Origin of the sequence: Singulisphaera chitinilytica (assembly GCF_049331405.1) — a bacterium.
GTDB lineage: Bacteria > Planctomycetota > Planctomycetia > Isosphaerales > Isosphaeraceae > PoT.
This window is the reverse complement of record NZ_CP186274.1, coordinates 5,797,060-5,816,498: the sequence shown is the minus strand read 5'-3', so window position 1 is coordinate 5,816,498 and position 19,439 is coordinate 5,797,060. Positions and strand designations below refer to the sequence as shown.

16 protein-coding genes are annotated in these 19,439 nt (G+C 66.3%); 6 read left to right on the top strand and 10 right to left on the bottom strand.

The features are described 5' to 3' along the window. Positions 1-11: 11 nt before the first annotated feature. The 3 genes from ACOYYX_RS23100 to ACOYYX_RS23090 form a co-directional block, all read right to left on the bottom strand. Positions 12-2,783 (bottom strand): M56 family metallopeptidase, encoded by a 2,772-nt coding sequence (locus ACOYYX_RS23100; protein ID WP_422924106.1) that lies wholly within the window; start codon positions 2,781-2,783, stop codon positions 12-14. A 6-nt stretch (positions 2,784-2,789) separates the two neighbouring features. Beyond that, positions 2,790-3,188: a BlaI/MecI/CopY family transcriptional regulator gene (locus tag ACOYYX_RS23095; protein ID WP_422924105.1), complete on the bottom strand. Its 399-nt coding sequence runs from the start codon at positions 3,186-3,188 to the stop codon at positions 2,790-2,792. 163 nt (positions 3,189-3,351) lie between these two features. After that, a complete protein-coding gene (locus tag ACOYYX_RS23090; protein WP_422924103.1) occupies positions 3,352-5,169 on the bottom strand; it encodes a tetratricopeptide repeat protein in 1,818 nt (605 codons plus the stop codon). A gap of 1,089 nt (positions 5,170-6,258) precedes the next feature. Between ACOYYX_RS23090 and ACOYYX_RS23085 the strand changes: the two genes are divergently transcribed. From ACOYYX_RS23085 to ACOYYX_RS23060, 6 genes are all read left to right on the top strand, one after another. Beyond that, positions 6,259-6,834 carry a hypothetical protein gene (locus ACOYYX_RS23085; RefSeq protein WP_422924101.1) on the top strand — a complete coding sequence of 192 codons (576 nt, stop codon included), beginning with the start codon at positions 6,259-6,261 and terminating at the stop codon, positions 6,832-6,834. A 57-nt stretch (positions 6,835-6,891) separates the two neighbouring features. Next, positions 6,892-7,152: a hypothetical protein gene (locus ACOYYX_RS23080; protein ID WP_422924100.1), complete on the top strand. Its 261-nt coding sequence runs from the start codon at positions 6,892-6,894 to the stop codon at positions 7,150-7,152. 188 nt (positions 7,153-7,340) lie between these two features. Next, complete coding sequence (locus tag ACOYYX_RS23075; protein WP_422924098.1) at positions 7,341-8,483, top strand: DUF1559 domain-containing protein; 1,143 nt, start codon at positions 7,341-7,343, stop codon at positions 8,481-8,483. Positions 8,484-8,641: 158 nt separating this feature from the next. Continuing rightward, positions 8,642-9,718 (top strand): tetratricopeptide repeat protein, encoded by a 1,077-nt coding sequence (locus ACOYYX_RS23070; protein WP_422924096.1) that lies wholly within the window; start codon positions 8,642-8,644, stop codon positions 9,716-9,718. Further along, entirely contained in the window at positions 9,715-11,004 is a 1,290-nt protein-coding gene (locus ACOYYX_RS23065) for a tetratricopeptide repeat protein (protein WP_422924095.1), read from the top strand. The genes ACOYYX_RS23070 and ACOYYX_RS23065 overlap by 4 nt, the downstream gene beginning before the upstream one ends. A 236-nt stretch (positions 11,005-11,240) precedes the next feature. Further along, positions 11,241-11,504 (top strand): hypothetical protein, encoded by a 264-nt coding sequence (locus ACOYYX_RS23060; protein WP_422924093.1) that lies wholly within the window; start codon positions 11,241-11,243, stop codon positions 11,502-11,504. A 117-nt stretch (positions 11,505-11,621) separates the two neighbouring features. Here the strand turns inward: ACOYYX_RS23060 and ACOYYX_RS23055 are convergent, their stop codons facing one another. The 7 genes from ACOYYX_RS23055 to ACOYYX_RS23025 form a co-directional block, all read right to left on the bottom strand. Then, positions 11,622-12,059, bottom strand: a complete 438-nt coding sequence (locus ACOYYX_RS23055) for a hypothetical protein (protein ID WP_422924091.1) — start codon at positions 12,057-12,059, stop codon at positions 11,622-11,624. 7 nt (positions 12,060-12,066) lie between these two features. Further along, positions 12,067-12,696 (bottom strand): RNA polymerase sigma factor, encoded by a 630-nt coding sequence (locus ACOYYX_RS23050; protein WP_422924089.1) that lies wholly within the window; start codon positions 12,694-12,696, stop codon positions 12,067-12,069. 116 nt (positions 12,697-12,812) lie between these two features. After that, a complete protein-coding gene (locus ACOYYX_RS23045; RefSeq protein ID WP_422924087.1) occupies positions 12,813-13,277 on the bottom strand; it encodes a hypothetical protein in 465 nt (154 codons plus the stop codon). 239 nt (positions 13,278-13,516) lie between these two features. Next, positions 13,517-14,299 carry a hypothetical protein gene (locus tag ACOYYX_RS23040; protein WP_422924085.1) on the bottom strand — a complete coding sequence of 261 codons (783 nt, stop codon included), beginning with the start codon at positions 14,297-14,299 and terminating at the stop codon, positions 13,517-13,519. Between the two features lie 133 nt (positions 14,300-14,432). Next, on the bottom strand, positions 14,433-16,322 hold the full coding sequence (locus tag ACOYYX_RS23035; protein ID WP_422924084.1) for a serine/threonine-protein kinase: 1,890 nt from the start codon (positions 16,320-16,322) through the stop codon (positions 14,433-14,435). A 193-nt stretch (positions 16,323-16,515) separates the two neighbouring features. Then, the gene (locus ACOYYX_RS23030) at positions 16,516-17,997 is read right to left on the bottom strand and encodes an FHA domain-containing protein (RefSeq protein ID WP_422924082.1); all 1,482 of its coding nucleotides are present in this window, start codon (positions 17,995-17,997) and stop codon (positions 16,516-16,518) included. Positions 17,998-18,449: 452 nt separating this feature from the next. Beyond that, complete coding sequence (locus ACOYYX_RS23025; protein WP_422924080.1) at positions 18,450-19,268, bottom strand: hypothetical protein; 819 nt, start codon at positions 19,266-19,268, stop codon at positions 18,450-18,452. Between the last annotated feature and the right edge of the window lie 171 nt (positions 19,269-19,439).

Below are 19,439 nucleotides of genomic sequence, written 5' to 3'. Positions count from 1 at the left end.
TGAAACCCGGATTATTTGGAGGGCTTCTGCTCCGGTTCTTTCTCACTCGGGGGATTGGTGCCGGGTTCGAGGACGAACGTCACCTCTTCGGTCTTGCCCTCGCCGAGCTTGAAGTTACGGCTCTCGGACTTGAAGCCCTTGGCATGGGCCGTGAGCCGGATCTCGCGGTCGGGTACGACCTGGATCGTCCGATATCGGCCGTCCTTCATCGTGAAGAATGCGACGTTGGAGCTATGTTCTCCGGGCGGGATTCTCTTCGATTCCTTTTCCTCGTCCTCCTCCAGATATTTGCCGGTGAGGCTCGTATCGGTGAGCGTCTGGCCGTCCTTGCCGACGAGCTTGGCCGTCACGATCGGCGCGACGTAGCGGATGATCTCCAGGTCCTTGACGTCGTGGTCGAGCTTCTCGAACCGGATGGACCGCATCGTCGAGAGCTTGCCCTCTTTACCGATCCGATGTTGAGTTGAAGAATGTTCATCAATAATGAATGAAATAGTAGCGTTATCGAGGCCGTGCGGGACCTTGATCGAGAAGGTACCCTCGGGCGAGGTAATCTCCTGAGCATACCAGGGCTCACCGCCGATCCGGCCAGAGACGTCGAGGCCCCAGCCGCTCTTGGGCTTCCCGTTACTGCCGAGCCAGCGGCCCTCGATCACCAAGTGTGGCGCCGGGGAGATCGCGATCGGCTTGGGGGGCGCCCCCTCCTTGAGTGTGATCTTGATCGGGGTGAAGACTTCGGGGAGAGGCCTGCGGGTGAAGGTCCCGCTGTAGTCTCGATTGTATTCGACCGGCTGGACGGTGAACGTCCCTGGCGGCAGCGGCTCGAATGTGAATCGTCCCTGGTCGTCGGTCTCCGTCCGGCGATAAATCGCGTCGCCCACGACGAGAGGATCGAGGAGTTTTCCATCGGTTGTGCCGTCGGTCTTACGCGCGATCTGGACGAACATGCGAGCGATCGGCTTCTCTTCGTGGTCGACGGCCCGGCCGCTCACGGTGATCCCCTCTTTGATGGTGAACGTGCCGTAATCGCTCCGCTTGTCGGGCTTGATCTCGTGCATCTCCGGGGCGAACTTCTTCGGCAGGATCCAGAAGGCCCCGAGGCCTGGCGTCGTGATTGGCAGGCGGAATCGGCCATCTTTGTCGGTCTGGGTCCGGGCGAACGAGCCGTACTCGAACTCCTCGCCGACCTTCGCCTTGGCCGATTTCGAAAAGGCCAAGATCTCGATCCCTTCGAGGGGGGCTCCCTGGGGTGAGTTGATCAGGCCGGTCAGAGGCTGGGCCGGGCGCATTTCCACGTTCTCGAAGAAGGGGCGTTCGCCCAACTTTTCATTCTTGAGGATCATCCCCAGCCCATAGCCGAGCCCGGAGAGCGTCGTGTAGTCGGGGTGCTCCACATCGAGTTCGATATAGAGCCGCTTCTCCGCCACCTGTTCCGGAGGAATGGTGAACGAGTAGGCCCCAACTGCGTCCGTCTTGTGTTTGGTCTCTTGCAAGGTTACCTGGTTGCCTTGATCCCTGGGGACCGAACGACGCACGGTCACCCTGGCCCCTTCGATTGGCTTCTTCGTCATCTTGTCATGGACATGCCCGGTATAGTGTAAGGCTTCCATCTCAACCTTCGGCGCGGCGGGGGCCGGTGCAGGAACTTCGGGCTTGGGCTCCTGGGCGGGGGCGGCGTCGAGCCGGAGGCCGGCGGCGACGAGGATGGTCGCGATCGCGGCGGAGGCCGATGTCAGGTTCCAGGCGGGGCGGCAGCGTCGTTCGAGCGGTTCTTGGTCGCGGACGAGCATGACGATCCTCCGATACAGGTTCGAGCGTCGGTCTCCGATCCCGAGGGCCGGCAGCGTGGTCAGGGTGCCTCGCTCCCGGGCGAGGCGGACGAGGTACTCGGCGTAATCTTCGGTCGAGCCGCGGGCCGCGGCCTGGTCATCGGCGAGGTAGTCCTGGCAGAGCCGGAGCTGCCGCCTCAACCACCAGAAGAGGGGCTGATGGAAGAGGACGAAGCCCGCGACGCTCGCGAGGTTCCAGGCCCAGGCATCGCCGCGCTCGACATGGGACCACTCGTGCGCCAGTGCATAGCGCAGGTCTTCGCGGTCGCCGTCGTCGATGCAGAGGTCGCGAGGTAGGATGATGACGGGACGCATCCATGTGTATGTGGACGGCAGGGCGACGCGGTCGCTCATCAGGAGCACGGCCTTCGAGCCCGACGGGCCGCTGATCTCGAGGAAACGCTCGCGGACCGCTTGCGGCACGTGTCCGGCCGAGCGCCGGATCCAGGCCAGGCGGCATTGGCCGATCGCCCACCAGGCCATCAGCCCGAGCGAAGCGAGGCCGTATGCGGCGAGGATCGTGGTACGCCAGAGGGTCGCATGGAAAATGTGAGTGAACTTTGATGTCGAGAACGTCTTCGAGTAAGAATGCGTTGTGGTGGGCTTCGCCGCAGCTGGGGCTTCGGTAAGACGCGGGCGTGCTCCGTTGGCCTCGAGCGGGAAAGCGGCCAGACTTGCCGATGCCATCGATGGATCGCGCGAAACACCGAGAACCACGGACATCGGCTCGTGTGGAGCTTGCGCCTTGGCGAAGGCGGGGGTCCATCTCGGGGCGATCGGCAGGGTGCCGAGCCAGGGGGCGACGAGGCCGCCGAGCAGGGACAGGACGATCAGGCGGATGCGTTGCACGGGTTGGCGGCAGAGCAGGGCGGCCAGGCTCCCGACCAGTAAGACGAGGAAGCCGGTCGCCGACGCCTGGATCAGCCAGCGCCAGGCGAAGAGGTGCCATGCCATCTCCACTCACCCTCCCTTCTTGTTGGATTTGTCCCCCGCCCCTTTGCGCTTGCGGGCCTCGGCGATGAGCCGCTCGAGCCCCTTGAGCTCCTCCTCGGTGGCGTCCTTGGCCTGGAGCAGGCTGCTGACGACCTGATCCAAAGCGCCGTCGAAGACCTTGTGGAGCAGCCTCGACGTGACGCGATCCCGGCTGTACGACGGCTCGTAGATGAACGTCCGCCCCTCGGCACGGTGGCTCACGAGCCCTTTCTCCTCCATGATTCGCAGCAGCGTCTGCACCGTGTTGAACGCGAGCTCTCCCCCTGGGCACATGTGCTCATGGACCTCGCGCACGCTCCCCGAGCCCAGCTCCCAGAGCGACTTGAGGACGTCGAGCTCCCTCTGGCTTGGGACAACTTCCGACAAGCTTCACCCCCGTCCCGAATGTGGATAAGTCAGGTCGCCCTGAGGCGGCCGCTTCACCTTACTTATTAAGTTAGGTGGAGTCTAGGCGAGGGGTGCCGATGTCGTCAAGGACTTTTCACCTAGAATTCTAAGTGAGACGAGAGTTGAAAACCTGGATGGACGATCAACGACGTGTTTCGCGTATACGGATGTGGTGGTCGGTGAAGATCGCGCGTGGGACGGCGTTGTTCACGCGGGGCATGTGGCAGCGCAGGCAGTCGTGCTTGGCGTTGACGGGGCAGGGGGAGGCCTGGTTCTTGGCCTGGGCCTGATCCTTGCCAGCGGCGTGGCAGGAGAGGCAGGTCGCCTCGTAGGATTTGGGGTCGCGCGATGTCGGCCGGTGCGGGTCGTGGCAGGTCACGCAGCTGAAGCCGGTGCGTCCTTCCGAGTAGCAACGGCTCTGGATGAAGGTCGGGGCCTGGTAGCGGATGAAACCCGGCTCGTTGGCCTTGGCCGAGCCCGGGGCCTTGTGGCACTCGGCGCAGAGCTCGACCACGCGCGCGGCCGGGGCCAGCTTGGGACGGGCGATGGCCAGGTCCGAGAACTTCGTCGCCACGGATTGGAGGTGGTTGCCGCCGGGGCCGTGGCAACGCTCGCAACCGATCCCACTGTCATTCGCCTCGGGGTGCCCGGAGGGGCTTTGCACGGCGCGGAAGTTCGTGGCATGGCAGTGCAGGCAGCGCCGGAGGGCCTCGGCCGAGATGGGCCGACCCGAATAGCCCTCGCGATCGGGGGGCGCCTCGGGATGCTCCATCGTCCGGTCCCAGGTCGGGTCGTTCGGGTAGCGCGAGAGCCGCAACTCGCGGCATTGCCCCTTCGCATCCTCGGATAGGAACGTCTGCCCTTGATGATTGGAGCCCAGGGCATAGGTGACGAGAGCCCTGTAGGTCTCGCCCGGGGTCGTGGTGATGGACTCGACTTTCTCCTTGTCGAGCCGGAAGGCGTGGCGGACTTCCGGGTTCGAGCCGTCGATGATCTCATGCGAAGGCCAGGGGAGGCTCGGGAGTTCCGAGGTCCGCACCAGGGTCCGCGAATGCCCGCTCCGCTCGTGGCCCTGGTGCTGCGTCGCATGGCAGTCGGCACAGGCCTTCGATCCGACGAACGGCCCCGGCTCGTGCCTCACCGGGTCGTCGGGAAGGAGCCCCCGGGTCGATTGCAGGGCCGACTCCGCCTCGGCAGTCTTGCCCTCCTGCAGCAGCAGGCGACTCAGGAGCCAGGACCCTTCCGCATCGCTCGGCGATGGGTAGAGGTGCGAGCGGGCCTCGGCCGGTCGGCCGGCTTCGAGCAAGGTGCGGACCAGGAGCCGATGGGCCTCGGCCGGCGTCGAGGAGGCGTGGCTCAGCGCGGGGTCGCGTTGGAGCGCCTTGCCGAGAACCGACGCGGCGCCGGCGGGGTCGAAGGTCTCGGCCAGGAGACCGGCGAGTCGGACGGAGCCGCGGACTTCCCAGCCGGGGAGTGCTGCGAGTTGCGTCGCGGCTCGCTCGGCCTCGACCTGCGAGCCATGCTCGCCCCAGTAGCGGCCCAGCTCGTCGAGGGTCTCGGCGTGTCGCGGGTCAGCATCCCGGGCGGCACCCAGGGCCGCAAGGCCGGGCGTTGCATTCCCCTGCCGGAGCAGGCTGCGACCAAGGAGGAAGAGGTCTTCCGGTTCCATCGCCGAAGTGCCGAGCCGTCGATAGATGCCCTCGGCCGTGGTTTCCCGCCCTCGCCTGGCCGATGCCCGCGCGAGCAGGCGCAGAGCATCCGTGTCGTCGGGTCCCGACTTGAGCCGGGACCTCGCCTCGTCGGCGGCCATCGCCCAATCGCCGCGATCATAAGCCTCGCGGCCGAGGTCGGCCGGCGACGGTCTCCGGACAGACCGGGCTGCCCACAAGGCCGTCGCCAAGGCGACGAGCATGCCCGCGACGGCGAGCCCCCAGGTCCGTCGACCCCGTTTCAACGCCATGCCGTCCCTCCGGCCCCGACCCCCTCGCTCATGAACCTGCGACGACGAAGGCTCGCGGCCGATGTTAGGAGCCCGACCGTTGCGCCGTCAAGCTCCACTGCTTGCACCCTCCCGGGGATGTCCGCAGCTCGATCCTTCTCGAGATTTACCTCAAATGTTTGCGCGACCATTTGGCTATGAAGGATAAGATAACACCAAGGTATGTAAACCGAAATTCTTAAGATGCAATAATCATCGAATCTTAAAACTATCGATCTAATGAATTCGGGGACGCGTCTTGCTTGTTTGAGTGGGGCACCCCGCCAATTCGCATCGTGGTTGATGGCATGGGAACGGACCATCAGCATAACCTTGGGATCGGCGTACGTTCAGGAAAGTTGGCGAATATGGGGAGTGGATTCGTAGGACGTGTCTCCTCGGTATGATGTCGAATATCAAAATCGTGTCACACTCGGCGCATTCTTAGAAGGTAGCGGGAATAGCGAATCGGCCGACGGACGCTCCTCCTCTGCTACCCGACGATCGTGCTGCAGGGTAGTCACGCAAGTCTCGCAGGCCCACAGCTCTCTCGCTCGCCATTCGATCCGTTCTTAACGATTGTAAATTCGTCGATCAGGCTTGATGCCTTGCGAGGTCCGAAGGGACTACTGCGCCGGCCGTCGTTGCGCCTCGAGGTCGTCCGCCTCGCGCCCGTTGGTGTCGGCAGGGATCGGTCGCGGTCGTACGAATATCGTTGTTGAACGATTTGATCATCCGAAAAAGATCGTTATCAGAACTGGAGTCTCCGAACGGGGTTCCTTCGATGGAAGATTCATAGCGATGGCCTGCTGTGAATGTCGGTCCGAGGGTAGGCGAGGCGCCTCGGGGAAGAACCGGAGGGCCGAGCACCGGGGGCTGAGTCGGTCGCGTGAGGCGACTCGACGGCACCCGATCACGGGCCCGACCACGACGTCGGGGCTCATCGGGTCGATTCGAAGTCGCGACGCGGATGCATGGAGGTGGCGTCGCCCCGGGATGCCGAATCCCCGCGAAGCGCCGCCTGATCGACTGACATTGTGAAGAACTCAACCGCTTGTCGGGAGATCGAGGATGGAGAGGCCCGGAGTCAAGAATCCTTCCGATGACCCCACCTGGGATGAGACCGAGCGGCTGGCCAGGCGCCTGGAGCAACTCTCGAAGCGGGTCCAGGCGCTCCAGTTCCTGCTGGTGATCCTCGTCCTCGGGCTGGTCGGTGGCGGTTACGCCCTGGTCCAGGGGGGCATCGTGACGATCGCCGGGGGAGGGGATGCGGTCGCGAAGTCGATCAAGGCCCGGGAGATCGGCCTGGTCAACCGCAAGGGGGATCGGCTCGTCCTGGCCGACGACGACAAGTTCGGCAACCCCAACCTCATCTTCATGGATCTCCAGAAGAACTATCGGATGGGCATCAAGGTCTGGCCGGAAGGGAACGGGACCCCGGGCATGGTCTTTTACGACCACTCGGGGACGCGCGGGACCTTCCGGATGATGGAGGATGGTGCGGCGGTCCTGAACCTGATGGGGGAGGGGGGCAAGGGGGGGATCTCCCTGAGCGTCGCGCCCGACTCGACCCCGAGCCTCAAGCTCACGGATAAGGCGGGGAAGGTCCTCTTCGAGGCCCCCACGCCCGCGCCGACCCCGAATTGATCATTCGTCACGCCATCCTTCGTTTCTGCGAGATCGGTTGACATCTGGAGTGCGTCGATGAAGACCCGGAAATCGCGGCTCGGCTCGTTGGTTCGCGTGCTGCTGGTGGCGGGATCGTCCATCGCGGCGTTTGGTTGCTTCGCCGAGGACAACGAGCGCGAATTCCTCAAGCAGACCAAGGCCGGCATCCCCTCCGAAATCCCCAATGAGAAGGTCTCGGAGCGAAGGGAGCGGCTGAGGTCCCGCTCGTCGATCGAGCGCAAGATCGAGCAGCGAGCCAAGGCGAAGGCGGAGAAGGCAGAGAAGGCCAAGTCATAACGCCGACGCTTCCCGCCAGGCCCAAGAAATGACTTCGGTAAGTACGAATCAGTGAGTTGCGACGCGACGGCCTTCGTCCTTACTTAAATCATCCCCGGACGAGGGCTGATCCTGATTTTTCCGAAATATCGATCCTTCGGCATCTATCGTTGCTCATTCCTCCTGTCCTTCTTCGGGAGTCCGTCGTCGTGAAAGTCGAGCGCAGTTCTCGAGGTTTCACCCTGATCGAGCTGCTGGTGGTCATCGCCATCATCGCAGTCTTGATCGCCCTGCTGTTGCCCGCGGTGCAGTCGGCGCGCGAGGCCGCCCGGCGTTCTCAGTGTGTCAACAACCTGAAGCAGATCGGCCTGGCTGTTCACAACTACGTGAGCACCAACGACGCGATCCCGCCCAACGCGATCGCCTCGCAGACGCAGAACTACCAGGACCAGGGGGTGCTCTGCCGCATCCTGCCGTTCCTCGAGCAGACGTCCGTCTACAACTCGATCAACTTCAACTACGGCGTCCGGGGCGTCTGGCACGGCGGCGGCTCGTGGAACGCCGCGCCGATGGACGAGGAAGTCTGGTCGGGCGACTGGGGCCGCAGCAACGCGACCGCCAACATCACCTATGTGAAGGCCTTCCTCTGCCCGTCCGACGCCAACAACGGCGGCAACAACCGCTTCTTCATCAACGGCGACCGCCGCCTGATCTCCACGACCGACTACTACTGGAACGTCGGCCTGTCGCGGTTCCTCAACGGCGGGACGGTCAACGGCCCGACCTATACGCCGGGCGCGCTCGACCAGAACAGCCTCAACGGCCCCTGCGCCGGCAGCACCATCACGCTCGCCACCTTCACCGACGGGACCAGCAACACGGTCATCATGAGCGAGTCGGTCCAGAGCTCCGAGGGCATCGAGAAGGACGGCCTGGGAATGATCTACGCCGGCCCGGCCTGGAACAAGTATATTGGTCAGGGCTCCCCGGCGATGCCGGCCGACTGGCTCGCCGCCCAGGACTGCCAGCAGAACGGGCTTGCGCACGACTACTGGTGGAAGGGAGAATTCGCCCTCTCCGGCGGGCATAACATCTACTCGCACACCCAGACGCCGAATCGTCGCTCGTGCTACTGGACGGGGGTCAACAGTTTCCCCGGCGTCTCGAGCGACCAGGATTACGCGGGCGCCACGCAGACGATGGTCGCCGCCAGCTCGCTGCACCCGGGCGGCGTGAACGTGCTCTTCATGGACGGCTCGGTCCGGTTCGTGAAGAACTCGGTGAACTTCCTCCCCTGGTATGCGATCGCCACTCCAAAGGGGGGAGAAGTCGTCAGCTCGGACGCGTTCTGATCGAAGGACGCGCCACCAGACTCGAGAAAGGGCCTCACGTGGAGAGGGTTCCCCGAAGTTCCCGCGACCGAGGCCCGTCGACGATCCCCGCGCCGAGTCCTGGCCCGCGACGGCCGGCGACTCGGCCGCGTCGTTCCTGGCGCCCGGTTCTCTGGCCGGTGCTCGCCATTTCGATGGCTGGGGGCCTCTCCGCCGCGGCCTGGCTCGCCACGCGGTTCGATCCCTGGGGGCAGGCCCAGGCCGCCTACGACCGTCAGGACTATCGAGCCGCACTGAAGTCGGCGCGGGAGCACCTCAAAAACTGGCCGACCGACCGCCGGGCCTCGCTGCTGGCGGCTCGCAGCCTCAGCCGACTGGGCCGCTCGCCCGCGGCCGAGGAACACTACAAGCACGCCGGGCCGCTCGACCCCGACGACCTCCAGGCTCGTGCCTATGGATTCGTCAACACGGACCAACCGGGGCGCGCGGCCGAGGTCTATGAAGAGATCCTCAAGCTCCGGCCCGCCGATGCCCTCGCCCTGAAGCGGCTCGCCGCCATCCGGATGTCGGAGAAGCGCTGGCCGCTCGTGCTCGAGCTGGCGGACCGTCTCTCCCGAATCCCCTCGGAGGCGGTCGCCGGGTACACGATGGCGGGGATCGGGCACCACGAGTCGAAGCATTACACCCAGGCCGTCGCCTCGTTCGAGCGGGTCCTGCAGCTCGACCCCGAACTCGTCGACATGCCCCTGCCGCGCCCGCTCTTCTGGAACAACTTCGCCCTCGACCTCATCGGCCTGGGCCGAGCCGGCGAGGCCCGCGCCTATTTGCAGAAGGTCCTCGCCAACACCGACGACGCCGGCCTGATGGAGGTCCTCGGCCTGACGTACCACATGGACGGGAACCCCGTCGAGGCGGAGCGCTGCTGGCGGCAGGCGGTGGCCTGGGATCCCGGCAACGTCGAGGCCTGGCTCGAACTCGCTCGCCTCGCCATGAAGCGGGGGAAGTGGGACGAGGCGATCCGGATGCTCGAGCCGGCCGCCGAGCGCTCCCCCGAGATGGTCGAGCCGGTGTATAGCCTGAGTCTGGCCTATCGCCAGCTCGGCAAGACGGCCGAGGCCGTTCGCTATCAGCAACGCGCCGAGGAGCTGCGACGGTTGAAGCCGCCGAGGGGGGGCATGGGAGAAATGCCGGTCGAGCCCGCCGTCGACGTCCGCACGGCCTCCCCGGGTTCCCGTGCGAAAGGGGCGTCGCGATGACGGTCCTCAAGGTGAAGCCCCGGCTGCCGATCATCACGACCCTGATCGTGATCGTGCTAGGCGCCTGGATCCTGGCGTTCGTCTTCGCCCGGACGAGGCGCCCGGCCCCGACCCTGGACGGCCTCGAGCCCCTGCTCAAGGCGAGGAACTTCGACGCGGTCGAGCGACGGCTCCATGAGTTCCTGAAGTCGGATCCGAACAACATCCGGGGCAACATGCTGCGGGCCCAGGTCGCGCTCGACCGCGAGGACCAGGATCCGGACCTGGCCCTGGAGAGTCTGGCGAAGATCAGGCCCCTCAACCCGGCGATGACGGCGGTCATCCGGCTCAACGAGGGGAAGGCGTTCTCCGCCCTCTCCCGCTACGACAAGGCCGAGGCCGCCTGGATCGAGGCCCTCCGGCTCGATCCGCTCGTCCCCGAGGCCGGCTGGGCCGTGCTCGGGCTTTATTACGTCCAGGGGCGACGGGAAGAGGCCCACAAGCTCGGCCTGGCGCTCCATGCCTCCGAGCCGGACCCTCGCGACCGCGTGCAGCTCCTTTTGGAACTGCTCCGCCAGGACGCCCAGCCGCTCTCGGCCGACTCGGTGATCACGACTCTGGAGCCGGTCGTCCGCGAGCACCCCGAGGATCTGCACTCGACCGCGGCTCTCGGTCTCGCCTGGATCCGCCATAGCCGGCCCGAGCAGGGGCTCAAGGTCCTCCGCCCGTTGATCGATCGCTTCGGCAATTATCCCGAGGCCTGGGATGCGCTCCTGACCGGCCTCGCCGAAGCCTTCCAGTTCGACGAGCTGACGATGACCCTGGGCCGGCTCCCGCAGGCGATGTCGAAAGATCCTCGCTTCGAGCGGCATCGCGGCGTCGTCGCGCAGAACAAGCGCGACTGGCCTGCGGCCGCCGACGCCTTCCTCCTCGCCTGGCAGCGAGACCCGTCCGACGCGCCCGTGCTCTACAAGCTGAGCCGGATGCTGAGGGCGGCGGGGCGGGTCGAGGAGGCCGAGCGCTTCGACCCCAGGGTCAAGGCGATGGAGGCCGCCCGCGAGGAGGCCTTCCCCCTCTTCGAGACGGTCAACACCGACCCCGCCTTCGGATCGGTCCCCCGAGTGACCATCTACCAGCGCCTCGCCGACCTCCGCGAGCGCATGGGCCGCGAGGACGAGGCCCTCGCCTGGCATCGGCTCGTGCTCAAGGCCGAGCCCGAGGACGCCATCAGCCTCGAGGCCATCCGCCGGCTCCCCGAGGCCGCGAAGCCCCCCACGCTCGCCGAATACCTCGGCGCCCATCGCTGACCTTCGCCAATTCACACTTGACATTGGAGAAGTGTCTGCATAAATAGTGTTGACGATCAGAGAAAGAGATCCTCAGACGACATGACCCCGGCCCTGCGAGCAGTCGCAAGGCAGGGGTCTTCGCTTGCGCGCCGCGCCAAGCGAGGAAAGGGAGGTGAGAGGGTCAGTCGAGGAGCCCGCGATAACGTCATTGGTTCAAAGCTTCATCCCAATCACGAAAGAAAGGACTTGTGATCATGTCGCTGAAAACCAGGCCCTGCGAAATCTGCAAGACGCTGATCGAGCCCGAGCGCATCGAGGCCATGCCCGAGACCCGGCTCTGCGCCGAGCATGCCCGGCAGATCCAGAAGTATGGGGGAGAATTTGTCATGACCGCCCAGCATGAGCGGACCTCGAAGGTCGGCAGCCTGAAGCGGAACTATGGCGGCGTGGACATCCAGAAGTCGCGCAACACATTGGCCCTCGCCAAGCTGCGAGCGGACAGCGAGCGGCGGCCATAGCGGAACCGAAGGCACGCAGCCTAACGACGCCCCGGCATGGCAGGGATGTATCGACATGCATGAGCGACGCCAACGGCGGGGGCTGTGTCGCCGGTAGAACCTCGGATTAGCCCGGCTTTACGACCGGCCGTCCTCGCCGAGGAGGTGCTGGCTCGAGCGGAGGATGCGGTTGTGCCGGTTCTTGGTCGCCGAGGAGGGCTGGCTGGTCTTGGCCTTGAGGTCGGCGAGGTTCGCCTGGCAGAAGGGGCACTCGACGACCTCGAGGTGGAAGGTCAGGTAGTCGCTGAGGTCGGGGTCGAGGGCGTCGAGCAGGTAGCTGCCGAGCTGGACGCGGGAGGGGCAGGTCAGGCGTTGCCGGCGCCAGATGGCGCCCAGTGTGTGGAGGCCGGCGTCGGCGCGGTTCTGCCGGACGTCCTCGAGCATGGAGCGCAGCTCGGACGAGTCGCGCAGGGCCTTCTCGACCCGGGCCATGGCCTCGGGGGGGAGGGCGTCGGCCAGGTAGGCCCGGAGCGTCTCTTCGTTGATCGTCGTCGTCGGTTCGTGCGACCCGCCCATGCTCGGATTAACCTCCGCCCAGCTCGTCGAGACTCAGACCGGCGCGTCGGGCCATCTCCTTGAGCCGGCCGACCGTCTGGAACTTGTAACTGGCCACGGCCTGCTCGGTCAGGTTCAGGAACTTGGCGACGTCCTTGTTCGCCCAGCCTTTGACGATCAGGAGCTCCAGGCAGCGGAGCCGGTCGTAGTCGCCCCGGGCGAGCCACTCGCGGACGAGCTGGCCGATCGCCTCGGTCAGGAGCCGCTCCTCGGCCTTGCGCCGCTCGTCGCTCCGGGCGATGCTCGAGGCGGGCCTGCCGTCGCCGGGGACCTCGTCGAGCGGGCGGCCGTGGTCGTCGGAGCCGAACTGGTCGATCGGCCGTCGCCCCTGCTTGCGAAGGTGGTCGGTCAGCTTGTGGGCGGCGATCGAGAAGAGGTAGGCCTCCATGTCCCGCTTCTCATCGTAGTGGGGGAGGCTCGTCAGGAAGCCGACGAAGGTCTCCTGCACCACGTCCTCGCTCGCGCTCCGGTCTCGCAAGCGGCTGTCGACGAAGGCGAGCAACCGCCCTTCGTAACGCTCGATCAACTGCTGCCAGGCCGTGGCGTCGCCCGCGCGCACCTGCCGGACCAGCAATGCCTCGGCGTCGGTGGTGGCCATTCGATTCGGCTCGCCTTCAAAACAGAGGGAAAGAGGACGGGGAGAATCGCCGGGCGCGTCGATCTCACCCCAATTGTAAACGCGCCCGAGGGCCTTTGCCTACGCGCTCTCGATCTTCAGGAGAAGTGGTCGGGCGCCGGCTTGCCGGGCATCCGGCCCGCCTGGCGTGCGTGCTCGGGCCAGTTCGCCAGGTGGTACGAGCGGAAGACCCAGAGGCCGATCGGCCCAAGCGCGATCAACGCGAATGCCCAGATGAGCTTGTCGTGGCGCCCGGGGAGCTGGTCGTCGCTCAGGCCCATCAGGAAGAGGAACTCTTTCTGCCAGGAGTAGATGTAGTAGCCCACGACCAGGAAGGCCGCGAGGAAGAGTGCCACCGTCATCTCCCTGGGGTCTGACAGCCAGGCGAGTAAGAGGAGTAGGACCATCCCCACCACGAGATGCCGGCCACGGATGGAGATCTGCCAGTGACCCGGCCACTCCCCCTGCGCCGGCGGCGGGTTGAGCATGCGTACGAATCCAAGGATCAAGGCGGGGACGCCGATCACGAAGATGACCGTCAGCAGGGCTCCGAATGGGGACATGGTCGGCCTCTCTTCCTCTAAAGTTGAAAGTTGTGGGTGCTACTTCCACGCCGAGGATGGAGAACCGACTCCATCCCGCTCAAAGTTACCTAGATTTCGATTTTTTTAGATGATAAGGAGGGTGTCGGCACCCTCTGACGGAGGCAGCCCGAGAGGGAAGGCCCCGGGATCTGAAGGGGCCGAGGGCTGCCTTAAGAGGCCCGTCCCTCCTTTGACGGAGGGAGGGAGTTTCGTCCGGACTAGGTGAGGAACTGGTAGAGGACGACGCCCGCCGCCCCGACGCCCGCGGCCGACGCGATCCGGAGGCCATTGGTGTAGTAGCCTTTCGTCGCCTCGTCGGCCCGGATGTAGCCCGCCAGCGCGGCGAGGCAGATCAGGACGAAGGCGAAGATGCCCCCCAGCACGGTCATCCTGTGCTGGACAAGATCCCGTTGATACGCCTCGAAGAATGGGAGCCGACGGTCGGGGGCGAAGTCGGCGTCTAGGGTCGCCTCATAGAGCGTCCCGTATGGCTTGGCGACTGGTCGGATCCGGACCTGCTTGACCACCTGATCGACGAGATGTGTCGGGGGGTTCCAGGAGGTCGGGACCTCGGGCAGCAGCCACTCGGTCACCTTATGGTCGAGCGTCTTGCGGACGTCGGCCTGGGCCCGCTGCTGGTCGGCCGAGAGCCGCCCGACGAGGCTCTGGACGCCGAAGGGTCGCGCGGCCGCGGGTTGCGGCCTGGTCGTCTCCGGCTCCCCCGTCACGGTCTCGTGGGCCGGCGTGGGGGGATCGAAGCTGACCTCGGTTACGCGGGTGCCCGGATAGATCGGCACCGGGAGGTCATCGACCGACTCCAGGGCGGGCGCCGGCGACATGGGGGGGACCGGGGGCATCGGCGGGACCGGCGGCTCGGGGACCGCGGGCGTGCCCATCACGAAGACGGGGACGGGCGGGGCCGTCGCCCGTGAGTCGGATTGCGACCGGATCCAGGCCGTGAGGAGGAAACCCACCAGGAGGAACAGGAGGAACCGTTTCATAGCAGTCCGATCCTTGCCGATACCGCGACGTGAGAAGAGCTCAGGACGCTAGTTGGTTCGGGCCGACGTGATGTTTATTTTCGAGAATCGACGTTATCAAGGCTCGCGGGGCGAGGCAGGCCGATGGCCCGCCTCAGGCGACCGCCGAGCGACGCTTCTTGTTGGCGGCGGCATACGCGGCCGCCGCCTCGCTCCAGGGGCTGACGAGCTGGGTGACGATCGGGACGATGGCCGCGACGGCGATCCCGTAAGGCTCGGCATAGGGCCAGATCGGCAGCAGCAGGCCGGCGATCACCGCCGAGCCGATCACCGGCATGACCCGGAATCGCTTCTTGCGGTCCCTGGCCGCGAGCTTCGCCCAGCCGCCGCTGAACAGGAAGAGCAAGGCGAAGTAGCCCAGGTAATAAAGTGAACTCGTCTGCATGCTGACGGGGTGGAACCAGTTGACGAACTCGGTCGAGGGCCTCGGGAAGACGCCCCAGGGGGCCGGGCCCAGCCGGAGCCACTCGTCGAGGACGATCCCCGTCGCGCCCAGCATGGCTCCGACGCCGAGGTTCGCCAGCCGCCGGGTCGTCCGCTCGAAGCCGCGACCTTCCAGGGCCTTCTCCTGGATCAGGACCGCCCACGACCCCACGAGCGCCAGGACGAAGAGCATCAGGGCCTGCATCGGCGGGGCCGACGAATGGATGAGGTCGACCCCGAAGGCCGCGACCGTCCCCACGGTACAGAGTCCGGTGAGGATGGACGCCCAGAGCAGGGCGGTCGCTAATTCGGCGACCCGGATCCGACCGCTGGGCAAGGGGGGGGGAGGGGCCGGGGCAGGCGGCGGTTCGGGAGCCCGCCGGCCTCGCTGCTGCGCCCCTCGGTGCTGGACCGCGGGCCTGGCGGCGACGGGACGCCGGAGCGAGGCCCAGTTCGCCCGGAGGCGCTGGGAGATCGCCGGGCCGGGCCGCCTCGGGGGGCGGGTATCGGGCCCGATGTAAAAAATCGGCTCCTCGGGGCCGATTCGCAGCACGTCCTCTTCCTCCTCCTTGATGACCACCTCGGGGGCGGGGGGCAAGGGGGGGGAGACCTTGCCGTCGCCGATGAACCGGACGGGAGGCGCCTTGGGGGCGTCTTCCGGCGGCAGGAGGTCGAAGAGCTGCGCGGGGCGGTGGTTCGGATCCTTGGAGAGGGCCCGGCCGACGATCGTCTTGTACGGCTCTTCGAGCGACGAAAGGTCAGGGCGGGCCGTCAGGTGTTTCATCAGGACTTCGCCGACCGACTCCCCCTCGAAGGGGACGCGGCCGGTGAGCATCTCGAACAGGATGACGCCGATGGCGTAGACGTCGATCGGCTTGTTGTACTTGCCCGAGGCGATCTCGGGGGCCATGTAATGACAGGTGCCGATGCTCTCGGAGTGCTCCGACCCCTGGCTCGTGTTGATCAGCTTGGCGAGGCCGTAGTCGCCGATCTTGACGATCCCTTCCTCCATGAACATGTTGGCCGGCTTCAGGTCGCGGTGGACGATGCCGTGGTCGTGGAGGTAGGCCACGCCATCGATCAGGCCCTTGAGCCAGGCGCGGACCTCGGCGACCGGCATCCCCTTGGGATACCTCGAGAGGACGTTGGCCAGGCTCGGCCCGGCGACGTACTCCATGATCACGAACGCGTCCCCGGCGTCGGTCGACTTCAGGTCGTAGATCGTGAGCAGGTTCGGGCACTTGAGGTTCATGCACTGCACGACCCCCCGGCGCTCGACGTCGAGGTTGCGAAGGATCAGCTTGAGCGCGACCTCTTTGCCCGAGTCGGACGTGGCGTAGTAGACCTCGCCGAACCCCCCTCGGCCGATCGCCCGCTTGATGGTGTAGCCATCGAGAGGGCGGGCCCCCGAGTTGAAGGTGTAGCGGTGGTTCCCTTGAGCATTGGGGTTGGGCATGTCGGGAGATTCCGGGGGCCACTCGCGGCCCGATGGCTCGTTGGGCTCGTAAACGACCGTCTCGGCCATGTCCGCGCCAGGCAGGTCTCGGGACGTCGCGTTCATCGCAAGGCAACTCCAGGGAACGTTCGGTCGAGAGTGCTCGTTGAGGGGTTTTCCGGAGCGAGGCCGCGGCCTCTGGGTGGTCTCCGGCGCCGGGACGCCCAACAAGGCTGAGAAGACGGGCCCCGACTCCTCGGGATCCGGGCCTTCTCCTGTGTTAGACGCTCTTCGACGCGACAAGCGTCGAAGGGCGGCGTCAAACCTGCGACGATTTGGCACCGAGGGCTTCCAGGCTGAACGAGAACCCGTCGCCCAAGACACTCGACTGCAGCGTGAGCGGTGCACGCGCCGCACAGGAGCGGCCGTCCACCTCGAATCCCCCCGTCGCCCGGCACCAGAGGGCGCTCCCTTGCCGGTAGAGGACGACCGGGTCGCCCAGGCCGGGGGCGGGGATGTGCGCCTGGGGAGAGGCGCCGATGATGCACGTCTCGGCCATGAGCAGCACGCCATCGACGGCCAGGGGGAGCCGATGACGGCTCATGATCGCGAGCCTCGCCGTGGCGCTGACCGGGCTCGGCTGGCGGAACTCGAGCTCCACCGTCGAACCGAGCCGGATCACGTCACCGTCGCTGAGCGTCGCCGTCTCGACCTGCCGGCCGTTGACGAAGGTTGGATGGTGGGCCCGCAGGACGTATCCGTCGCCGTCCCGGACCAGGGTCGCATGGTTCCGCGAGAGGTCTCCCATCAGGGGGACGTCCGCATGGCTGTCGTGGCCCGCCCTGCCGAGCACGATCTGCTCATCAAGGCAGACGAGATATCCGCCGACCGCGTCGAGCCAGAGCAGGAACCGGCCCTTGGGCCCCGCGTCCGCCCTCGCCAGGGGGCGGGGGAAGGCGGGGGGGGCCGCATTCGCGGCGGGTCGAGGCGTCGAGTTCAGCCAGACGATCGGGGCCGGCTCGGCGGCGGCCGACGGGGCTGCCACCTCCGTGGCGACCGAGGTCGCCGAGGTCTGCGGCACGCGAGACCCCCGGTTCGGCCAGCTCGTGGCCGACGGGCCGATCGCGGCGATCTGCTGCCAGGCCCGCGTCCGGGCCTGCCGGGCCGCGGGGTGTTCGGGGACGAGCTCCAGCACCGTCTCGGCCGCCGCCAGCACCTCCGGCCACTTGGCCGCGGCGAGGGCGGTGTAGAGGGCCTCGACCTTGGGGGCCGCGGACTTGCGCCTGGACTCGATGTCGTTGCGGGTGGCGGCCAGGGCCTTCTCGGCGGTGCCGGCGGCGAGCCGGTCGGCACGGTCGAGCTGATCCTGGGCGCGGCCGAACTCGCCCCGACGGGCCTCGTCCATCGCGCCCTGCCAGGCCTCGGCGATCTCCCTGGTCCTGCGGAGCGAAGGGCCCCCCACCTTGTGGCGGGCGAGCTGCTCGATCCGCTCGACCACGCGGGCGGGTTCCCCCGCGTCGAGGTCGCCGCGGATCTCGCCCGCGACTCGGTCGGCCAGGCTCATGCGGGCGGCGGCCAGGGTATCCGGGGCGGCCCCCAGCCGTTCGGCCAGGTCGAGGTCTTCGATGGCTCCGGCCAGGTCGTCCGCTTCGCCCCGTCGCGACGCCCGCCCTACCAAATCGAGCGCCAACTTGGCGCGAAGGCGGACCGCATGATGGTGATCGACCACGTCGGGCCGATTCGCCAGGGCGAGCGCCTCGTCGTAGCGCCCGGCCCTTGCGGCCTCCTCTGCCTGTCGCAAGACAATTCGCCAATGTCCCAGCATGGTTGACTTGCCGCCCGGATTGACCATGGGGGAATGACACTCCGCCATGTTACGTTGAGGTGCGAGCACCACTCAATCGATCTTCATCTCTCCATCACGATCGGCCACGCGACACGAGCGAGACGGATCCGAACCACCAGGGTCTTCCTGAGAGCGTGGCGGCCGATCGCCCCTCGTCGAGGATTCCTTCCTCGGTCCCCGCCCTCTTCTCATACTCGACTCAATTCGGCTTCATTTCGACCCGGCCCATCTCGTCTACGAAGCCGACCACCGGAAGGGCCATCCCTCGTCGCCTCGGTCATCGCTATTGAAGGGGCCCGATGGTCGGGAGCAGGATCGAGAGGCCGATAGAAAGCGGTGGGTCGGCCTTTGGGGGGAACGGCCGACCCACCGAGAGGAGAGAGATCGCGGTTGCCGACGGGCCTGGATTACAGGCTCTTGTCGGTCGGCTTCGTGTCGGCGCCCTTGGAGGAGCCGCCGAACTCGGTTTCGATCTCCTTGATCACGTCACGGCCCTGCTCGGTGCCGATCGGGATGCCGGAGTCGATGTATCGGCCTTCGTACTCGGCCTTGCGGGAGAGCACCTCGAGCCGCGATTCGAGGTCGGAGACGCTCGCCTTGGCGCGGGCCAGGGCGCTGCCGTCGAAGTCGAATTCATTCGTCGTCCGGACCGCCTCGATCGCCTTGAGCTGGGCTTCGATCCCCTCGAGCTTGATCAAGAGCTCCTTCTTCTGGGCCGACATGCTGTCGAGCTGCTTGCGGGCGGCCGCCAGCGACTTCTGCTTGGCCTTCAAGGTCGACTCGCGGTCCTTGAGGATCCCCTTGACGTGCTTGTAGTGGTCAAGGCGATGAGCGAGGTCGGCCGAGACCTCCTCGGGGGTATAGCTGACCTGGCCGGCGAGCTGGAAGTCGCCCTTGCGGACGCGCTCGCCCAGGCTCACGATCGTCTTCTTCTCGTTGTCCAGGTTCGTCCTGGTCGCGGCGATCTCGCGCTCCAGGTGCTCGACCTCGACCTCGTTGCGGGCGTAGGTCTCGATATTGTCCTTGATCACGGGCTCGAGGTTGGCAATCTCATCCCGCGTCTTGTCGATCTCGAACTGGACCGGCACCGACGCCTTGGCGTTGTGGCGGACCTTGTGGAAGGCCGTCCGAAGGTAGGCCGGGGTCGAGGTGCCGAAGACCAGATAGAGCGCACTCGCGCCCAGAGTGGCACCGACCAGTCCCTTCTTGACCATGGAACAAACCATCTCGATTCTCCTGATGATCCGAGGACCCAGGTCCTCAGCACTCGCGGCGATGGGCGATTCGGCCCCGATTGGCCGTCGTCTCTCCTCTCTGGTAATTCGAGGCACCCCCGGGATTATTGGCGGAATCCGTTTGGAAATTCCGCCACGATGCCTGACCGCCGGTCCACCTAC

What these genes read in the sequence shown, in the direction of transcription:
- ACOYYX_RS23100 (WP_422924106.1), bottom strand. Translation starts at nt 2,783, where the DNA reads ATGGCATGGCACCTCTTCGCCTGGCGCTGGCTGATCCAGGCGTCGGCG.
- ACOYYX_RS23090 (WP_422924103.1), bottom strand. Translation starts at nt 5,169, where the DNA reads ATGGCGTTGAAACGGGGTCGACGGACCTGGGGGCTCGCCGTCGCGGGC.
- ACOYYX_RS23085 (WP_422924101.1), top strand. Translation starts at nt 6,259, where the DNA reads ATGGAGAGGCCCGGAGTCAAGAATCCTTCCGATGACCCCACCTGGGAT.
- ACOYYX_RS23080 (WP_422924100.1), top strand. Translation starts at nt 6,892, where the DNA reads ATGAAGACCCGGAAATCGCGGCTCGGCTCGTTGGTTCGCGTGCTGCTG.
- ACOYYX_RS23065 (WP_422924095.1), top strand. Translation starts at nt 9,715, where the DNA reads ATGACGGTCCTCAAGGTGAAGCCCCGGCTGCCGATCATCACGACCCTG.
- ACOYYX_RS23060 (WP_422924093.1), top strand. Translation starts at nt 11,241, where the DNA reads ATGTCGCTGAAAACCAGGCCCTGCGAAATCTGCAAGACGCTGATCGAG.
- ACOYYX_RS23055 (WP_422924091.1), bottom strand. Translation starts at nt 12,059, where the DNA reads ATGGGCGGGTCGCACGAACCGACGACGACGATCAACGAAGAGACGCTC.
- ACOYYX_RS23050 (WP_422924089.1), bottom strand. Translation starts at nt 12,696, where the DNA reads ATGGCCACCACCGACGCCGAGGCATTGCTGGTCCGGCAGGTGCGCGCG.
- ACOYYX_RS23045 (WP_422924087.1), bottom strand. Translation starts at nt 13,277, where the DNA reads ATGTCCCCATTCGGAGCCCTGCTGACGGTCATCTTCGTGATCGGCGTC.
- ACOYYX_RS23040 (WP_422924085.1), bottom strand. Translation starts at nt 14,299, where the DNA reads ATGAAACGGTTCCTCCTGTTCCTCCTGGTGGGTTTCCTCCTCACGGCC.
- ACOYYX_RS23035 (WP_422924084.1), bottom strand. Translation starts at nt 16,322, where the DNA reads ATGAACGCGACGTCCCGAGACCTGCCTGGCGCGGACATGGCCGAGACG.
- ACOYYX_RS23025 (WP_422924080.1), bottom strand. Translation starts at nt 19,268, where the DNA reads ATGGTTTGTTCCATGGTCAAGAAGGGACTGGTCGGTGCCACTCTGGGC.